The organism is Acinetobacter sp. Marseille-Q1618, from assembly GCF_902809855.1.
Taxonomy (GTDB): Bacteria; Pseudomonadota; Gammaproteobacteria; order Pseudomonadales; family Moraxellaceae; genus Acinetobacter.
Genome location: NZ_CADDWJ010000005.1, coordinates 17,212 through 33,032 on the forward strand (window position 1 = coordinate 17,212; position 15,821 = coordinate 33,032).

Here is a 15,821-nt window from a genome sequence, read left to right on the forward strand (position 1 = left end):
TTCTAAGGTTATGCTGTCATGAGTGAAAAATTGCAAAAGGTACTCGCACGAGTAGGATTAGGCTCTCGCCGTTATATGGAAGAAGTCATCGCTGCTGGTCGTGTGAGTGTCAACGGTCAAGTTGCTCAAGTGGGTGAACGTATTGAACCAACTGATGAGCTTCGCATCGATGGTCGTAAAGTTCAGTTCCAAATTGAAGATGAAATTCGCCGCCGTGTTTTGATTTACTATAAACCTGAAGGTGAAATTTGTTCACGTAACGACCCTGAATCCCGTCCTACTGTATTTGAACATTTACCACCGATCAGTAATGACCGCTGGGTTATGGTGGGTCGTTTAGATATCAACTCAACAGGTTTGTTGTTATTTACCAATGATGGTGAACTTGCCAATCGTTTGATGCATCCATCGAATGAAATCGAACGAGAATATGCAGTGCGTGTCATGGGTGAAGTTACGCCAGAATTGCGTAAAAACATGCTCAATGGCGTAGTTTTAGACGACGGTCCTGCAAAATTTGAGTCATTTACTGAAATTGGTGGTGAAGGCATCAACCGTTGGTATCAAGTGGTTGTAAAAGAAGGTCGTAACCGTGAGGTTCGTCGTATCTTTGAATCACAAGGTTTAAAAGTCAGTCGCTTATTGCGTACGCGTTATGGTACGGTGATTTTACCACGTGAGCTTCGTACAGGTCGTTGGATGGAACTTGATAAACAAGACATCGACAACTTAGCAAAAATCGTAGAGCTTAAACCACGTCAAGGTACAGGCTTATTTGGTATGGCGAAACGCCGTAACGATCGTATGCAAGACAAACCTATGGCTGCACGTCGTGGGGGATATTTACGTCAACAACGTCGTGATACTGAGCAAGACCAACATGAAGGTCAAGACAATCATCACTATAATCAACGTCAAGATAATCGTTCAGACCGTCAAGATCGTTCTTATGGCAATCGTGAGCGCAGCGATTTTCGTTCTGAACGCCCTGCTCCACGTTTTGATGCAAATCGTGAACGCTCTGGCAATAATTTTAATAACCAAAGCCGTGATGAAAATAAATTCTCTCAACGTAAACCTTTCGGTTTAAAAAAGGGATTTAACAAACCCTAAATGGTAAATTAATCTAAAAAATTAAACCACTATCTCGATAGTGGTTTTTTATGATTTCAATCAATATGTTACTAAAACAATAAAAAATAGATTGGCTCATTTTTATCTATGATCAACTCATTTTTTAGGCATTGTTCCTATAATTTTTCTAAGAGATGACAGGAATATCCAACCAGAGACTATCAGGAAAATATTTTGCTAAATATGCTTTTAAGTATTCTGCGGTGTCTTTAGAAATTAATTCATCCTGTGATCCATCTTTTAAATTATAAGCCAAAGCATATAATGCTAAACCACGACTTTTTAGTGCTTCTAAACTCAGAATGGTGTGGTTAATACTGCCCAAACGTCCTGAAGTAACCAGAATGACAGGAAGATTTTTTTCAGCCACATAATCAATCGTGAGTAGATCTGTGGTTAAAGGCACCATTAAACCACCTGCACCTTCAAGCAATACAACGTCATATTTTTCAGCTAGTTGTGCTGTGGCATTTTCAATTTTTGAGAAATCAATCTCACGACCATCAATTTTAGTCGCAAGATGCGGCGATGCAGGATAAGTAAAAATCTCAGGCATAGTAAGCTTGCTTTCGTCTTCAGCAAACCACCCCATCCCCATAATCTGACGATGCTGTTCAATATCTTCAGAAATATCGGTATTACCTGTCTGAATCAGTTTTTGGGTAATGGTTTTCTTGCCTTGTTCATTCCAAAGTTTTGCCAAATAGCCAGTGGTATACGTTTTGCCAATGCCTGTGTCAATGCCACTAATGAAGTAAACTGAACCTGTCATGACATTCTCCGTGCAATACAATAAATAGGATGATAGCTTAGTGCGTACACTTGCTGTTCATGCTCATTTTGAAATAGAAACTGCTGATAATTTGAATAAAAATCTTGCAGACTGTGCTTAGTCCAACGAAAATTAGAGGCTGTTGCCGTCACGCCTGTGGCTTTTAAATGTTGTAAAACTTGCTTTGGATGCTCGAAACTTAATACTTGGGTTTGCTCAGAAATATGTAAAATTTCCAAACCATGTTGTTGTAATTTTTCCTGAATATTTTCAAGACTTAAATACTCCAAACCTTGCCCTGTTAAGCTTTTAATTTGCTTTAAATTCTGCTGCCCAAAAGTAGAAAAACATAAAAAACCTTGATAGTTAAGGCTGTGATGAATCTTTTTCAACACCCCATCTAAATCATTGATCCATTGTAAGGCTGAACTTGAAGCAACAAGATCTAAATTTTGTGGAAATTTAAGTTGTTCAATATCACCAATCAGATAATCAAGATTTTGATAATTTAAAAAGTGCTGCTGAATCTCAGGATATAAATCATTTAAAATCAAATAATTAATCTGTATTTTTTTAATCATTAAATGAGTTAAGTTACCCGAACCACAACCGATTTCCAAGACATTTTCCAAGTATTTACTAAACAATTCTGGACAATATTTTTCTATTAAATCAAATAAATGCTGTGTTATCTGTTTTTGTACAATGGCATGTTCTGTATAACTTTGTCCTGCTTGAGCAAAGCGCAAAGCAACTCTGGATTTGTCAATATTTAAATTCTTCACAATTGGCTCACAATAGCTGAATCAACTGTTCAAGATCAGTGTGAGTAATCTGAGCAGTGAGCGAAATGCGTAAACGTGAACTTTGTTGCGGCACAGTCGGTGGACGCACAGGCATGATATAAAAGCCTGCATCTTGCAAAGCTTTGGCTTTTTCTACAGTCTGCGTAGATGCGCCAATAATTACAGGAACAATATGCGAAGTCGAAGGACAAGCAAAACCTTTGGCTTGCACATTTTGCTGTAAAGTTTGACTAATCTGCTGTAAATGCTGACGTTTTGAATTTAGATGTAACACTTTTTTAAAAATAAAATCTGTCCACGCCATACAGATCGGTGGTTGTGCGGTACTAAAAATAAGTGGCCGCATTGAGTTAATCAAATAATCACGAATAATGCGATGACAAATCAAATAACCACCAATCGAAGCAAGTGCTTTACCAAATGTTCCAACCAAAAGGTCAATCTCATCAATCATGCCATATTGTTCAGCACAGCCTAAACCTTGCTCACCCCGTACCCCGATTGCATGTGCTTCATCGACATAAAGCATCACTTTGCAAAATTGCTTTTTAATACGCACCAGTTCTGCCAAATCTGTTTCATCACCATCCATACTAAAAATAGATTCAGTCACGACAATAATGCGTTCAAAAGCCTCATCATCATGATACTTTTGTAAGAGTTGAGTAAGATGCAGCAAATCATTATGACGATAACGCACGTATTTTGCAGTCGATAAACGAATCCCATCGATCATACTGGCATGAATCAACTTATCAGCCAAAATGAGAGTCTTACTGTCAGCAAGTGCAGGTAAAATTCCGATATTCATATGATAACCAGTGTTAAATAACAGTGCTGCACGACCATGAAAAGCTTGGGTTAAACTTGTTTCAAGCTGTTCATATTCAGGGAAATTGCCTGTGAGCAAGCGTGAAGATGTAGAACTCATCCAACGCTGATCATTCGGTGTTTCATCAAAAAACTGTTCACGAAACTGTAGATCGGCATTTAAACCTAAGTAGTCATTAGATGCGAGATTCAACATGTTTCGATCATTGATCTGAATATAGCGACCTTGTTGAACATTGGCAGTGAATTGACGAAAATTACCTTGCTGCTTTAAGTCGTCCAATTGTATTGAAAAATGTTCAAGCAAATGACTCATTTGACATTCTCCATGTTCTGTACGACTTCAACCAACTGTTCTAATAAAGTGTTGAGTTGTTGCTCAGAAATAATATAAGGTGGCATCACATAGACCAGTTTGCCAAATGGACGAATCCAAATACCACGCTCGACAAACTCCTGTTGTAAAATTTTCATATCGACATTAAAAGTCAGTTCTACCACACCAATTGCACCTAAAACACGTACATTTTTGACATAATCTAAAGTTGATAATGGCGCAAGCTGATGTGTTAATTGTTGTTCAATGCGTTGAATATTACTTTGCCAATCCTGTGAAATCAGCAGTTCAGTACTTTTCACAGCAACTGCACACGCCAATGGGTTAGCCATAAAAGTTGGGCCATGCATAAACACGCCTGCTTCGCCCTGACTAATGGTTTCAGCGACTTTTTTTGTAGTTAGTGTCGCTGATAAAGTCATATATCCACCTGTCAAACCTTTGCCAATGCACATGATGTCAGGTTCAACACCTGCCCATTCCCATGCAAAAAGCTTACCTGTGCGCCCAAACCCCGTCGCGATTTCATCAAAGATCAGCAAAATATTATATTTTTCACAAAGTCGCTTGGCTTGATGTAAGTATTCAGGATGATAAAAACGCATTCCGCCTGCACCTTGTACAATCGGCTCAACAATAAAAGCAGCAATATTTTCATGTTGTGCGGCTAAAGTGTTTTCAAGTTCGACAATATCGTTTTGATTCCATTCTTCATCAAACGCAATTTGCGGTGCGGGTACAAAAATCCGATTAGGCAGGCTTGAACCAAAAATCTGATGCATGCCTGTGACTGGATCACAGACCGACATGGCATTCCAAGTATCCCCATGATAGCCCGAACGAGGTGTCACAAAATTGGTCTTTGCTGGTTTGCCTTGCGCACTCCAAAACTGTACTGCCATTTTTAATGCCACTTCGACTGCAACTGAACCAGAATCCGCAAAGAAGATTTTATTTAAACTGGGAGGCGTAATTTTTAATAGTAATTTGCCAAGTTGAATCGCAGGCTCATGGGTGAAACCACCAAACATAATATGCGACATATTTTGTAATTGATCCGTTACGGCTTGATTGAGTTCAGGGTGATTATAACCATGAATCGCACACCACCATGACGACATACCATCTATCAGTTGTCGACCACCTTCAAGTTCAATCAGTGCCCCTTGTGCCCTTTTGACCTTAAAGGTAGGTAGTGGATTGATCATCGAAGTATAAGGATGCCAAATATGTTCCAGATCAAATTGCTGATCAGTTAATCCATGATTTGAATCGGTCATCCTTAACCTCCTTTATTTCTGACAACGATATTAAAACTTTTCATCATTTATTGTTATTTCTCCCTATGGAAGAAAAATAATGAGGAATAAACAAGGATGAAAAGTTTTTAATTTAATTTTTGAAATATTAAACCTGCATGCCTAAAAAAGAAATTGCGATATTTACCAGTAATCTGACTGATCATTCTATTTTTTCCAAATATTGGCATATTTTGTCAGTTAGGCTGTCAGATTGAAAAACTGAAAAGCCATGTGAACCACTCACCAGTTCAGCTTTTAAAAACTTTGCATCTAAGTTTTGAAGATTTTCTAAAACTTTGTAGCTAACTAAATAATCTTGTTTTGCTAACACATGATATTGATGACCCATGTAATTTTTTAAGATGCTGACATTATTTAATTTTTCTAAGCATACTAATCCTTGTTTTAGTCGGTCTAAATTTTGTGCTTGTATCAAACTTTGTAAAATTAAAAAATCTTGTTTGGTGGTCGCAGTTCCCTGACAAACCATAAAACCAAACTTCTTTAAAGTTGCAATCGCATCATGCTCAAAGGATTGTTTAAAGTTTTGAAATGCCGACTGGCTCATTGCTGTTTGCCATGTAGCATTAGCAACAAAACAGGGATTAGAAGCCAAAGTAATTAATACTTTTTGTTGCTGATAACGCTTGGAAATCTGATCAACTAAGATTGTGGCAAGTTGTCCACCTAAAGACCAACCGATGATCACATCATAGTTTTTAGCGTTTTCTGTTTGGTGTTGTAATTCTTGCTCATCTAAGGCATTGAAAATATTAATCAGATCAACCTGATGCCCTCTGCTTTGCAAAGCTTGTTGAAGTGGGTTCAACAGTTTCGTGCCACCGCCCCAACCTGTGATAAGTAAAATACGTTGATTCAATACAAACTCGATTAAATTAAAAAATTAGGCTTAGTATAAAACTTGATGAAGCAATTTAATCGATTAAATTCAAATAACGATCTCTATTCAGCATTTTCCAAATCCACCAACAAAGTTCCTTTACAACTCTTTTCCCAATTTTGCTTAAAAGCTTTATGCATTGCATCAATTGGAAACTGACTTTCACGTCCAATTTGCTGTGCTTTTTGAATATCATCTGCTCGCATATAAGCAATCAGATAATCTTGTCCTTCAAGCTCGACATGAAACTAAGATTCAACACATACCCCTTCAGCTTTCAGGGTTTCAATTGCTTCGGTTTTTCGGGTATTCAACTCGGCTTGCCATGCTTTGACATTTTGCATGCTATTGGTTTTTAGTTTGATGAGTACAGCGCCAACATCCATCATGTTCTCTTTGTATTTATTTTTAAAGAAAATAAAGCATAAAATAATTTGGAATAAATACAAACATTTTACATCGTGCAACCATCGAAATTTTTGCTAAGATCAAACTCAACGCCTTCACGGACATGCTTGATGAAAACTGTTCAATTTTTTGCGATTGGAATGCTCGCTACATTGTCACTATTTACTTTAAACGCAAATACTTATGCAGAAAGTTCTATTTTTACCTCATTAGCGCAAAAACAATGGATAGGCAAACCTACACCAAATTTTAGATTACAAGATCAAAATTCAAAATGGCATGAATTAAAACAATATAAAGGGAAATGGATCGTTTTATATTTCTACCCTAAAGATGACTCGTCTGGCTGCACGCAAGAAGCGAATCAATTCAAAGCCTTATATCCACAATTTTTAAAAAATAATGCAGTGGTCTTAGGTGCAAGTTTAGACGATGTCGCATCACATCAAAAATTTTCTGAGAAGTTAAATTTACCATTTCCGATTTTAGCCGATGAAAAGCGTGAACTGGCAGACAAAATGGGTGTAGTTCGTAATTTGGGAATTGCTAAAATTGCTAAGAGAGAAACTTTCCTGATTGACCCTAAAGGTACAATTGTTTATCACTATAGCAGTGTAAATACTCAAACTCATGCAGGCAAAGTTTTGGAGGATATTCAGAAATTTTCTAAGGAATGATTATGATGAATCAATTATTAGCAATTTCAGAAAATTATATAATTACTCATCTCTTTGAAACAGTTTATTTAACAATAACAAAAAATCAGGGTAAACATGGTGAAATTATTATTGGGGATTTTTATGGTGATCCTAAAGTCGCAATCATTGATAAAAATCAAAATTGGTGTGTATGCGCAGGCTGTGGTTTCATCGTCTATTATTTAAATGAACCTTTCAAATCGTATAGCTACAATCAGGCAAGTAAACAATATGATGAATATTATCGTGATCCACAAAATATTTGGTGGATTATCAATATTGTTCAAATTTCAGATAATAAGATTTTATTCACCAAAGAATTTGGTGAGCAATATATTTTCAATATACAAACTCAACAATTTACATTCAACCAATAAAAAAGCCTTTAGACATGCATCTAAAGGCTTTTATTTCATCTCATCCCAACCTTCTCCTCAAGGAGAAGGAGTGAACAAAGCAATCTTACATTTGCGATTGAATATAATTTTGCAAGCCAATCAACTCGATCAAACGAAGCTGTTTTTCAAGCCAATACGTATGATCTTCTTCAGTATCATTCATTTGCTGACGAAGCATATCACGGGTTACGTAATCGCCTTTTTCCTCACAAAGTTTCACACCTTGCGCCAACTTATCACGCACATGATACTCAAGTGCCAAATCTGCTTTTAAACATGTCACCACATCTTCACCAGTAACAATGTCATCACGGTTCATGTTCGGTGTACCTTCAAGGAACAAGACGCGACGGATCAACGCATCTGCATGAGATGCTTCTTCTTGCATTTCATGGTCAATACGTTCATAGATTTTGCTCAAGCCCCAATCTTCATACATACGAGAATGAATAAGATATTGATCACGAGCAGCCAGTTCACCACCGATCAACATATTTAGATAGTCTATAACTTCTGGATTGCCACGCATTTCAATTACTCCATACTCTTTCGCGACATTATGGACAAGTTTTTTCAACAATGCAAAAAATAAAATGTGTAAGTTTATGATTTTTATAAAATTAAAATGAGAAACATACGCATTTACAGTCACATTCATAAATTTTCTAGATAAAAAATAAGCCCTTGCAAACTTTTGAGCGTTGATAAATTTATCAATCCGAGCAAATTACTCTATTTTAAGATTTGTAACGATTAGGAATGGGTCTTATTTCATTTATTTTAAGTGACAAAATACACAATCGTATTCCTATTTTCATGCACACGACGTATAGAAAACTCATGACTCCCCCTACTCATCCAACTTAAATACTTTTAGATAAAATTATTGCTTAATATTTAGAAAAGGATAGCAAGATCTAAAAACTTTTCACTCTCAAAAAATTATTATTACTTTATTTAATCGTCTTATATCTTTGTCTTATATAATGATTTTTAACATTTAGATAAAATCATATTGCTAAGAACACAACCGATTTCTTCAGTTAATATTGGATTATTACTTCATTTAGAAAGTCAGCTTTTAAATATAAACTGGTTAACAGTTTACTCAGGAATCAAAAATATTAGAGTAAGTTTAAACCCATTTAAATAATCAATTAAACATCGTGCTGAAACTCGAAGAAAAACATCTAATACACTAGGCTAAATCAATTAAATATATCTAAAGGAGTAGGTTTATTGGCTACACAGCGTTGGATGGAACGTTGAATTGTGTATAGCCATCATTTTTTGATGTTGTGATAATCACCTTTTAAGAGGGCGCACGATGAATACTGTATTACTTGATTTATCCTTTCAAACATTATTGAGCGTGATGGCCTCTGCTTTAGGTTGTGGATTATTAATTGGCTTAGAGCGAGAAAGAAATAATCTTAAAGAAAATACACCCAGTTTTGCTGGACTGCGTTCATTTGCTATTTGTGCTTTACTTGGAGCGGTATGTTTTTTACTACATCTTGCAGTAGGAATATTTGGTGCATTTTCAGTAACGGTTTTTTGTGTTTATAGCCTCATCAAACAAACCCAAGATATTGGTACCACCACTGAACTGGCATTTTTAATGACCTATTTTATTGGTGCATTATGTGTATTTAATATCCCACTAGCAGCAGGGTTATCCGTTGTTTTGTGTTTGATTTTAATGGCTAAGCATTCATTGCATTATTTTGCTGGCAATTGGATTCAGCACTATGAACTACGTGATGGTTTGTTTTTACTAGCACTGATTTTAATTGCGCTGCCCCTGATGCCAAATGAGGCGATGTGGGGTACGGTGCTGAACCCTTATGTGATCTTAAAACTGCTGATCATGATTTTGAGTGTACAGACTTTGGCGCATATTGCTAAACGACTCTTACCCAACAATAAAGCTCTCATGCTGTCATCTTTAGCATCGGGTTTCGTTTCTAGTACTGCCACTATTGCCAGTTTGGGAATGGAAGTACGTTCAGGTCAAGCCGACGCTAAGTCGAATGCAGGTGCGGGATTAATTTCTTGTGTGGCAACGTTGTTACAGCTGCTCATTATTGTGGCAGGAATTAATTTCGCTTGGTTTAAGGTATTGCTGTTTCCTTGCATTATGGGGATTACAGTGCTGCTAATCTTTGCATTGTTATTAATTCACTTATCTAAAACAACAACGGATCAACAGGCTGCGATTCAAACTAAGGCTACACATATGGACAGCCGTATGTTTAGTATTAAAAAAGCCTTAATCATTGTCATCACCCTAACCGTGATTCAAGTAGCAGTATATGGCTTGAATCTATTATTCGGTGATAAAGGGTTGATTATTGCGACATTTTTTGCTTCTTTATTTGAAGTACATGCTGCAATGGCAACGGTTGTGCTTCAAGGAACACCTCAACAGATGACTTTGGTATATGCTTTGATGATTGGTTTGACTGCACACGCATTTTCTAAAAGCATTAATGCTTTTTTAACTGGCGGAAAGAAATATTTTCTATATTTTGCCCCTGCACAAATACTGCATATGCTAATTTTAATCGCAGTGTTTTGGATGGTTATTCAGCAATTTTAGGCTTAAGTTTTAAGATATAAGCATAAATTAGGATTATGATTTTACTAATTAATTTATAAAACCAAAGTAAGTCTATCTCAAACTATGTAACAACTTCGCAAACTGTTTTTAATTTTTGATATTAGAAATTTATATATAAATATCAAAACTTTTTATTGTTATAAATATTGAATAATCACAGGAGAAGTTGTATAAAAAAAGAACAATAATAATACGGAGAAATAATATGATTCCTAGATACATTAACTACATGTTCTTTTTTTTAATGTTTGTATTACTTACGACGCTCGTGTATTTGATTGGGAATATATCTTTTGGCTTAGAACGTCTTATATAACAAAAAGCTCATCGAAAGATGAGCTTTTTTGAAAAAAATATTATTAAAAAACAAAATAATATATAAATAGCGTGAGATAAATATCAGTTTATTAAAAAAATGTGATTTACATTTAATTATAACAAAATTATAATTTAATAAGATAAAAATCACACCTGTATCAATACACAATCGATGCAGGTTTTTTTATCTAAAAAATTTGAATTTTCTAGTGAGTTTTAATATGAATAAGTTACTTATATTACCTTTAGTTATTGTATTTTTTTCAGCTTGTGCTGTTAGCAACGATAAGACACAAGTAAAAGGACTAGGTTTAACTTATCAAGCAAATATTAAACAGGATGATAATGGACACTATGTGGCTGAAGTTGAAGCAGCTCCAGGTGCTGGACGTAAAGGTGGTGCTGAAAGCTACGCAATTAAAAATGCGACAGATTTTTGTGCTAAGCAAAATAAATCATTAAAAGTAATTAAAAATGAAACAGCGTCACATTTATGGATTAATGGCGTTGCAAAAGTAACCTTCCAATGTAATTAATAGATGAATGTACTTTTAAATTGCTATGCTTTTAAGTAGACAAAATGTCTAAGTTAAATCAGAAATTCTATTATTTTTGATTTTACACACAGTTTAATAGCAGAGATCAATTGTTCTAAAAGCACCTAGACCTATGGCTCTGATGAGAAATAGGTCTAAATCAACTAAAAATTAGAAACTAAAACTTAGAAATCAAAACTTACACCAAGCTTATAAGTTCGTGCGCCTCCTACTAACGCATAGTTTTCCGCAGTAAACATGCCTTCCCAATATTTTTTGTCTGTCACATTATCCACGTTAGCAAGGAAAGTGGTATTTACGCCACCTAGTTGAGTTTTATAACGTGCGCCCACATCAACAATTGTATAATCAGGTAATTCTAAGCTGTTGGCATTATTCATATATTGTTTACCGACATAGTTGATACGAGTATTCACATTTAAACCATCAACAAATGGAATTGCATAATCCAAACCTAAAGAAGCTGTCCACTCAGGAACACCATAGACTGTATTACCCTCGTTTGCTAAAGCTTTGGTGATTTCAGCTTCAGTATATGCAACATTAGCCATCAAATTTAAACCATTGACAATTTCACCTGAAACAGCCCATTCCACACCACGTGAGCGTGTTTCTGCATCATCTTTCACCTCATTAGTTATAGTATCTTGATAAACATTAGGCTTTTCAATTTGGAAAAGTGCTAAGGTATTTAACCACTTACCCGCTTGATATTTAGCACCAACTTCGTATTGTTCAGTTTGGAATGGTGCTAAGGTTTCACCTTTATTTGTTGCTGTTGGATAAGTAATATCTGAAATGTCCACACCTTCAGATAATCCCTCTACATAACTTGCATAAAGTGAAAGGCTCTCACCGAATGGTTTCACTACAATGCCTAAACTTGGAGAAACTTTGTCTTCACTATAGGCAGTATTTTTATGCAAATTTTTAGTATCAATGTCTTGGTAACGAGCTCCAAGAATCAATTGTAAACGATCATCCAGCATAGAAAGTTGATCTGTTAATGTATAACTTACATAATCATTATCACCAAATGGAGAAATCGTTGGCTTCTGGTTTGGCATATTTCCCGCATGAACAGGATGATAAATATTAGTATTAAATGGAACTGGTGTTGCACCTTGTGCTTTATGTTGGCTATATTTTCGATTTAAATAATCTGCTCTTAAACCCAAAGTATGCTGGATCGAACCCGTAGCAAATTTCGCTTCAAATCCAGCATTCGCAACAGTATTTTTTTCTTGTGAACCTACACGATAATATTGCGAACTTGCTGAACCATCGACATTGGTCACGATCATACGTGTACCAAATAAATGTCCTGCGTATTGTTTTTCTACATAACCCACACCAGCAAATGCTTTAATATCAGGTGTGAATTTATATTCTCCTGATAATCCTACAAAATTACTTTGGGTATTTCCTTGTAAATATGGAAAATAATTTAAATCCCCTGCTGGTGCTGAAAGTACTTGGTCAATGCCTTGTTTATCCGCATTTTTAACCCCCATTGCAATCATCGCAGGTGAACCACCTTTACGGTTATCTTTTATTGCATATGAGTCAAAATTAATTTTTATTTTATCAGTACTATAGTCGGCAGCAATTGCCCCTGAAATATGACGGTCATCCATTGCGTCGATGATATGCTCACCTTGTCCATATACACCATTTACACGAATACCAAATTCTTTGTTTTCACCAAAACGACGAGCAATATCAAAACCAGATTGATAATAGCCCCCATCTTCAAAAGATGCTGACACTTGAGTAAGTTCTTTGTCAGCACGTTTTGAATTGGCAACCACAACACCACCCACACTTCCAGTCGGTGCAACACCAGCGACTAAGGCATTTGGTCCTTTTAACACTGTGACATTTTCTAAAAACTCAGTGGGAATACGTCCATACGGTGCAACACCATAAAATCCGTTATAAGACATATCTTCATGATTCACATCAAATCCACGGATTTTAAAATTTTCATTTAAATGCCCTTGATTGGTCGTGATACGAATACTTGGATCATTTTTAAGAACTTCAGCAACCGTAGCAGCTTGTTGTTCTTGTATCAGTTTTTCACTATATGCTGCTATCGTAAAAGGTGTATCTACAATTTTTTTGTTGCCTAATGGACCTAAATGGGTTTGTTGTTTAAGTTGACCATTGGCAAAAGTCTCATCTTTTTTGGTTTTCGTGCTTGTAAAACTGTGGGCAAAGTTGCAACATCATCTTCCGCCCATACAAAAGTGCTTAAAGTGCTTGTCATCATGGCAAGTCCAATTGAACTGGCTAATACTTTTTGAAAATGAAAACATAGTTAAACACATAAAAAAATAATGAGAATGATTATTATATTCATAATTATTTATGTTAAATATTGTAATATATGATTGATATGAACTTTTATCTAAATTAACAATAATGAATACTATTCTCATTTATAAAAATAAGTTTAATTGATTATTTTTAACAATAAAAAAGGAGAGCTTAAACTCTCCCAATTGGATGAATATCTTATTGGTATTGTTGCACAAACGCTAAAAACTGTTCTTCACTCAACACTGGAACACCCAATTTTTCAGCCTTTTCAAGCTTAGAACCCGCTTTTTCGCCAGCCACCACACATTTAGTTTTGCTAGAAACACTGCCACTCACCCGTGCGCCTAAAGCTTGCAATATTTGTGTTGCATCATCACGCCCCATCGTGGCTAATGTTCCTGTAATCACCCAACTTTCACCATTTAAAGGCTGACGGGTCGGTGCTGTTGGTGCATCCCAATGAATACCTGCTGCCAATAAACGATCAATCACCTCAAGATTGTGCGGTGCTTGAAAGAAGTCAACAATCCATTCCGCAGTAATGTCACCAACATCTGGGGTTTTCTTCAACGCCTCCAAATCAGCTTGACGTAAAGCTTCAAACGTTTGGAATGTCTGTGCCAACATTCTTGAGGTATTTTCCCCTACTCCTCGGATTCCAAGCGCATAGATAAATGCAGCCAAAGAAGTTTTCTTACTATTTTCAATCGCATCAAATAAATTTTGAACGGATTTTTCACCCATTTTTTCAATGGTTAAAAGCTTTTCACGGTGTTCATGTAAATGGTAAATATCAGATACATCTTTGAGTAAATCCAAATGTAGTAAAGACTCCACCCAGCGATCTCCCAGACCTTCAATATCCATCGCTTTACGTGAAACAAAGTGGCGAATCGCTTCGATACGTTGTGCCGAACAGTAAAGTCCCCCTGAACAACGAGCCAAAGCTTCGCCTTCAGGCATTACGACAGGTGAGGCACACACTGGACAACTCTCAGGTAAGGTTACTTCGACAAGGTTATCTGGACGAAATTCTAACCATACTTTTTCAACTTTAGGAATCACATCACCACTACGATACACGCTAACGGTATCGCCAATGCGTACATCCAAACGGTGAATTTCCCCAATATTATGCAAAGTGACATTGGAAACTGTCACACCACCGACTGCTACAGGATTTAAACGTGCCACAGGGGTTAAAGTTCCTGTACGTCCCACTTGCCAATCAATATTTTCAATGGTCGTTAATGCAGCAACCGCAGGGAATTTATACGCAGTTGCCCAACGAGGCTCACGACTTAAAAAACCTAATTGTTTTTGTTGTTTAAGGTCATCGACTTTGACCACCATACCATCAATTTCAACAGATAAACTTGCACGCTGTTGATTAATTTGGTCGTATTTTTCTTGTACTTCTTGGATGCTGTTACATACAAAATGCTGCTCACCAATGGCAAAACCAAAGTGGTTCAACCATTCTAAACTCTCTGACATTTTGGTTAAGCCATGATGCGGTTCGCACTGTGCGATCCCATAGGCATAAAAAGCCAATGGACGTGAAGCGGCAATATTTGGATCGAGTTGGCGCAAGCTACCTGCTGCGGCGTTACGAGGATTGGCAAAAGTTTTTTCACCTTTGGCTTCATTTTCAGCATTAAGCTTTTCAAAACCTGCTTTTGGCATCAACACTTCACCACGCACTTCCAACAAACGTGGAATTTCAGCGTTGGCAGAACTGAGGACTTTGGGTAAGTTGCGAATAGTTTTGACATTATGGGTAATGACTTCGCCTGTTTCGCCATCGCCCCGTGTCACACCACGAACCAGCACACCATTTTCATACCACAGTGAAATAGCTAAACCATCAAATTTGAGTTCAACATCATATTGAATTACTTGGTTGGGCAAACGTTCTTCGATACGTCTTGCAAAAGCAAATAACTCATCTTGATTAAACACATTTCCCAAAGACAACATCGGCACAGTATGGGTAATACTTTCAAACTTTGATAAGGCTTTACCGCCTACTTTAAGCGTTGGGGTATCCGCCTGAACCAAATCTGGGTACTGTTCTTCCAATGCTTTAAGCTGATGAAAGAGTTGATCATATTCACTGTCAGCAATGCTCGGTTGATCCATGACATAGTAAGCATGATTGTGTTTTGCCAAGATTTGGATCAATTGACGCATCTGAGAAATTACGGCAGTTTTATCCATATAGTTTTTCACCATAGACATAGGCGAAAAGTCCGCCCTAAATAAGTTTGATCGCAATTATAAATGAATTTTGTTGCATGAAATAAGTAAATGCTATGCGCTTAACGACAGTTTTTGTCGTTTCAATATCTTAAGCTGAATTAACAGCCATTATTTTTGTATTTTCAACAATTCAACCAAATAAAAAAATCC

General features: G+C 36.4%; 12 protein-coding genes and 2 pseudogenes. 5 read left to right on the top strand and 9 right to left on the bottom strand.

What is annotated here, in order from left to right; translation table 11 throughout:
• Window positions 1-18: 18 nt before the first annotated feature.
• Window positions 19-1,113: a 23S rRNA pseudouridine(2605) synthase RluB gene (gene rluB, locus HUS24_RS16340; protein ID WP_173913017.1), complete on the top strand. Its 1,095-nt coding sequence runs from the start codon at window positions 19-21 to the stop codon at window positions 1,111-1,113.
• Window positions 1,114-1,261: 148 nt separating this feature from the next.
• On the opposite strand, the gene bioD is transcribed toward rluB, so the two are convergent.
• The 6 genes and pseudogenes from bioD to HUS24_RS16370 all read right to left on the bottom strand — a co-directional run bounded on the left by bioD (window position 1,262) and on the right by HUS24_RS16370 (window position 6,468).
• Complete coding sequence (gene bioD / locus HUS24_RS16345) at window positions 1,262-1,906, bottom strand: dethiobiotin synthase (protein WP_173913018.1); 645 nt, start codon at window positions 1,904-1,906, stop codon at window positions 1,262-1,264.
• Complete coding sequence (gene bioC / locus HUS24_RS16350) at window positions 1,903-2,691, bottom strand: malonyl-ACP O-methyltransferase BioC (protein WP_173913019.1); 789 nt, start codon at window positions 2,689-2,691, stop codon at window positions 1,903-1,905. The genes bioD and bioC overlap by 4 nt, the downstream gene beginning before the upstream one ends.
• A 7-nt stretch (window positions 2,692-2,698) precedes the next feature.
• On the bottom strand, window positions 2,699-3,859 hold the full coding sequence (locus HUS24_RS16355) for an 8-amino-7-oxononanoate synthase (RefSeq protein ID WP_173913020.1): 1,161 nt from the start codon (window positions 3,857-3,859) through the stop codon (window positions 2,699-2,701).
• Window positions 3,856-5,160, bottom strand: a complete 1,305-nt coding sequence (gene bioA / locus HUS24_RS16360; RefSeq protein ID WP_173913021.1) for an adenosylmethionine--8-amino-7-oxononanoate transaminase — start codon at window positions 5,158-5,160, stop codon at window positions 3,856-3,858. Before bioA ends, HUS24_RS16355 begins: the two co-directional genes overlap by 4 nt.
• Before the next feature lie 181 nt (window positions 5,161-5,341).
• Window positions 5,342-6,061, bottom strand: coding sequence for a YqiA/YcfP family alpha/beta fold hydrolase (locus tag HUS24_RS16365; RefSeq protein WP_173913022.1), 720 nt, complete (start codon window positions 6,059-6,061; stop codon window positions 5,342-5,344).
• An 83-nt stretch (window positions 6,062-6,144) separates the two neighbouring features.
• A pseudogene (locus HUS24_RS16370) lies at window positions 6,145-6,468 on the bottom strand (DUF6176 family protein).
• A gap of 132 nt (window positions 6,469-6,600) precedes the next feature.
• Between HUS24_RS16370 and HUS24_RS16375 the strand changes: the two are divergent.
• Together HUS24_RS16375 and HUS24_RS16380 are read left to right on the top strand one after the other, a co-directional pair.
• Window positions 6,601-7,167 carry a peroxiredoxin gene (locus tag HUS24_RS16375; protein WP_173913023.1) on the top strand — a complete coding sequence of 189 codons (567 nt, stop codon included), beginning with the start codon at window positions 6,601-6,603 and terminating at the stop codon, window positions 7,165-7,167.
• A gap of 2 nt (window positions 7,168-7,169) precedes the next feature.
• Entirely contained in the window at window positions 7,170-7,565 is a 396-nt protein-coding gene (locus HUS24_RS16380; protein ID WP_173913024.1) for a hypothetical protein, read from the top strand.
• An 85-nt stretch (window positions 7,566-7,650) separates the two neighbouring features.
• On the opposite strand, the gene bfr is transcribed toward HUS24_RS16380, so the two are convergent.
• Window positions 7,651-8,115 carry a bacterioferritin gene (gene bfr, locus HUS24_RS16385; RefSeq protein WP_173913025.1) on the bottom strand — a complete coding sequence of 155 codons (465 nt, stop codon included), beginning with the start codon at window positions 8,113-8,115 and terminating at the stop codon, window positions 7,651-7,653.
• 798 nt (window positions 8,116-8,913) lie between these two features.
• Here bfr and HUS24_RS16390 point away from each other — a divergent pair.
• Window positions 8,914-10,188: an MgtC/SapB family protein gene (locus tag HUS24_RS16390; RefSeq protein WP_173913026.1), complete on the top strand. Its 1,275-nt coding sequence runs from the start codon at window positions 8,914-8,916 to the stop codon at window positions 10,186-10,188.
• Between the two features lie 560 nt (window positions 10,189-10,748).
• A complete protein-coding gene (locus HUS24_RS16395) occupies window positions 10,749-11,063 on the top strand; it encodes a hypothetical protein (protein WP_173913027.1) in 315 nt (104 codons plus the stop codon).
• Between the two features lie 185 nt (window positions 11,064-11,248).
• Here the strand turns inward: HUS24_RS16395 and HUS24_RS16400 are convergent.
• Both HUS24_RS16400 and ligA read right to left on the bottom strand, forming a co-directional pair.
• Window positions 11,249-13,359: pseudogene (locus HUS24_RS16400) on the bottom strand (TonB-dependent receptor).
• A 245-nt stretch (window positions 13,360-13,604) separates the two neighbouring features.
• Window positions 13,605-15,629, bottom strand: coding sequence for an NAD-dependent DNA ligase LigA (ligA, locus tag HUS24_RS16405; protein WP_173913101.1), 2,025 nt, complete (start codon window positions 15,627-15,629; stop codon window positions 13,605-13,607).
• Window positions 15,630-15,821 lie beyond the last annotated feature (192 nt).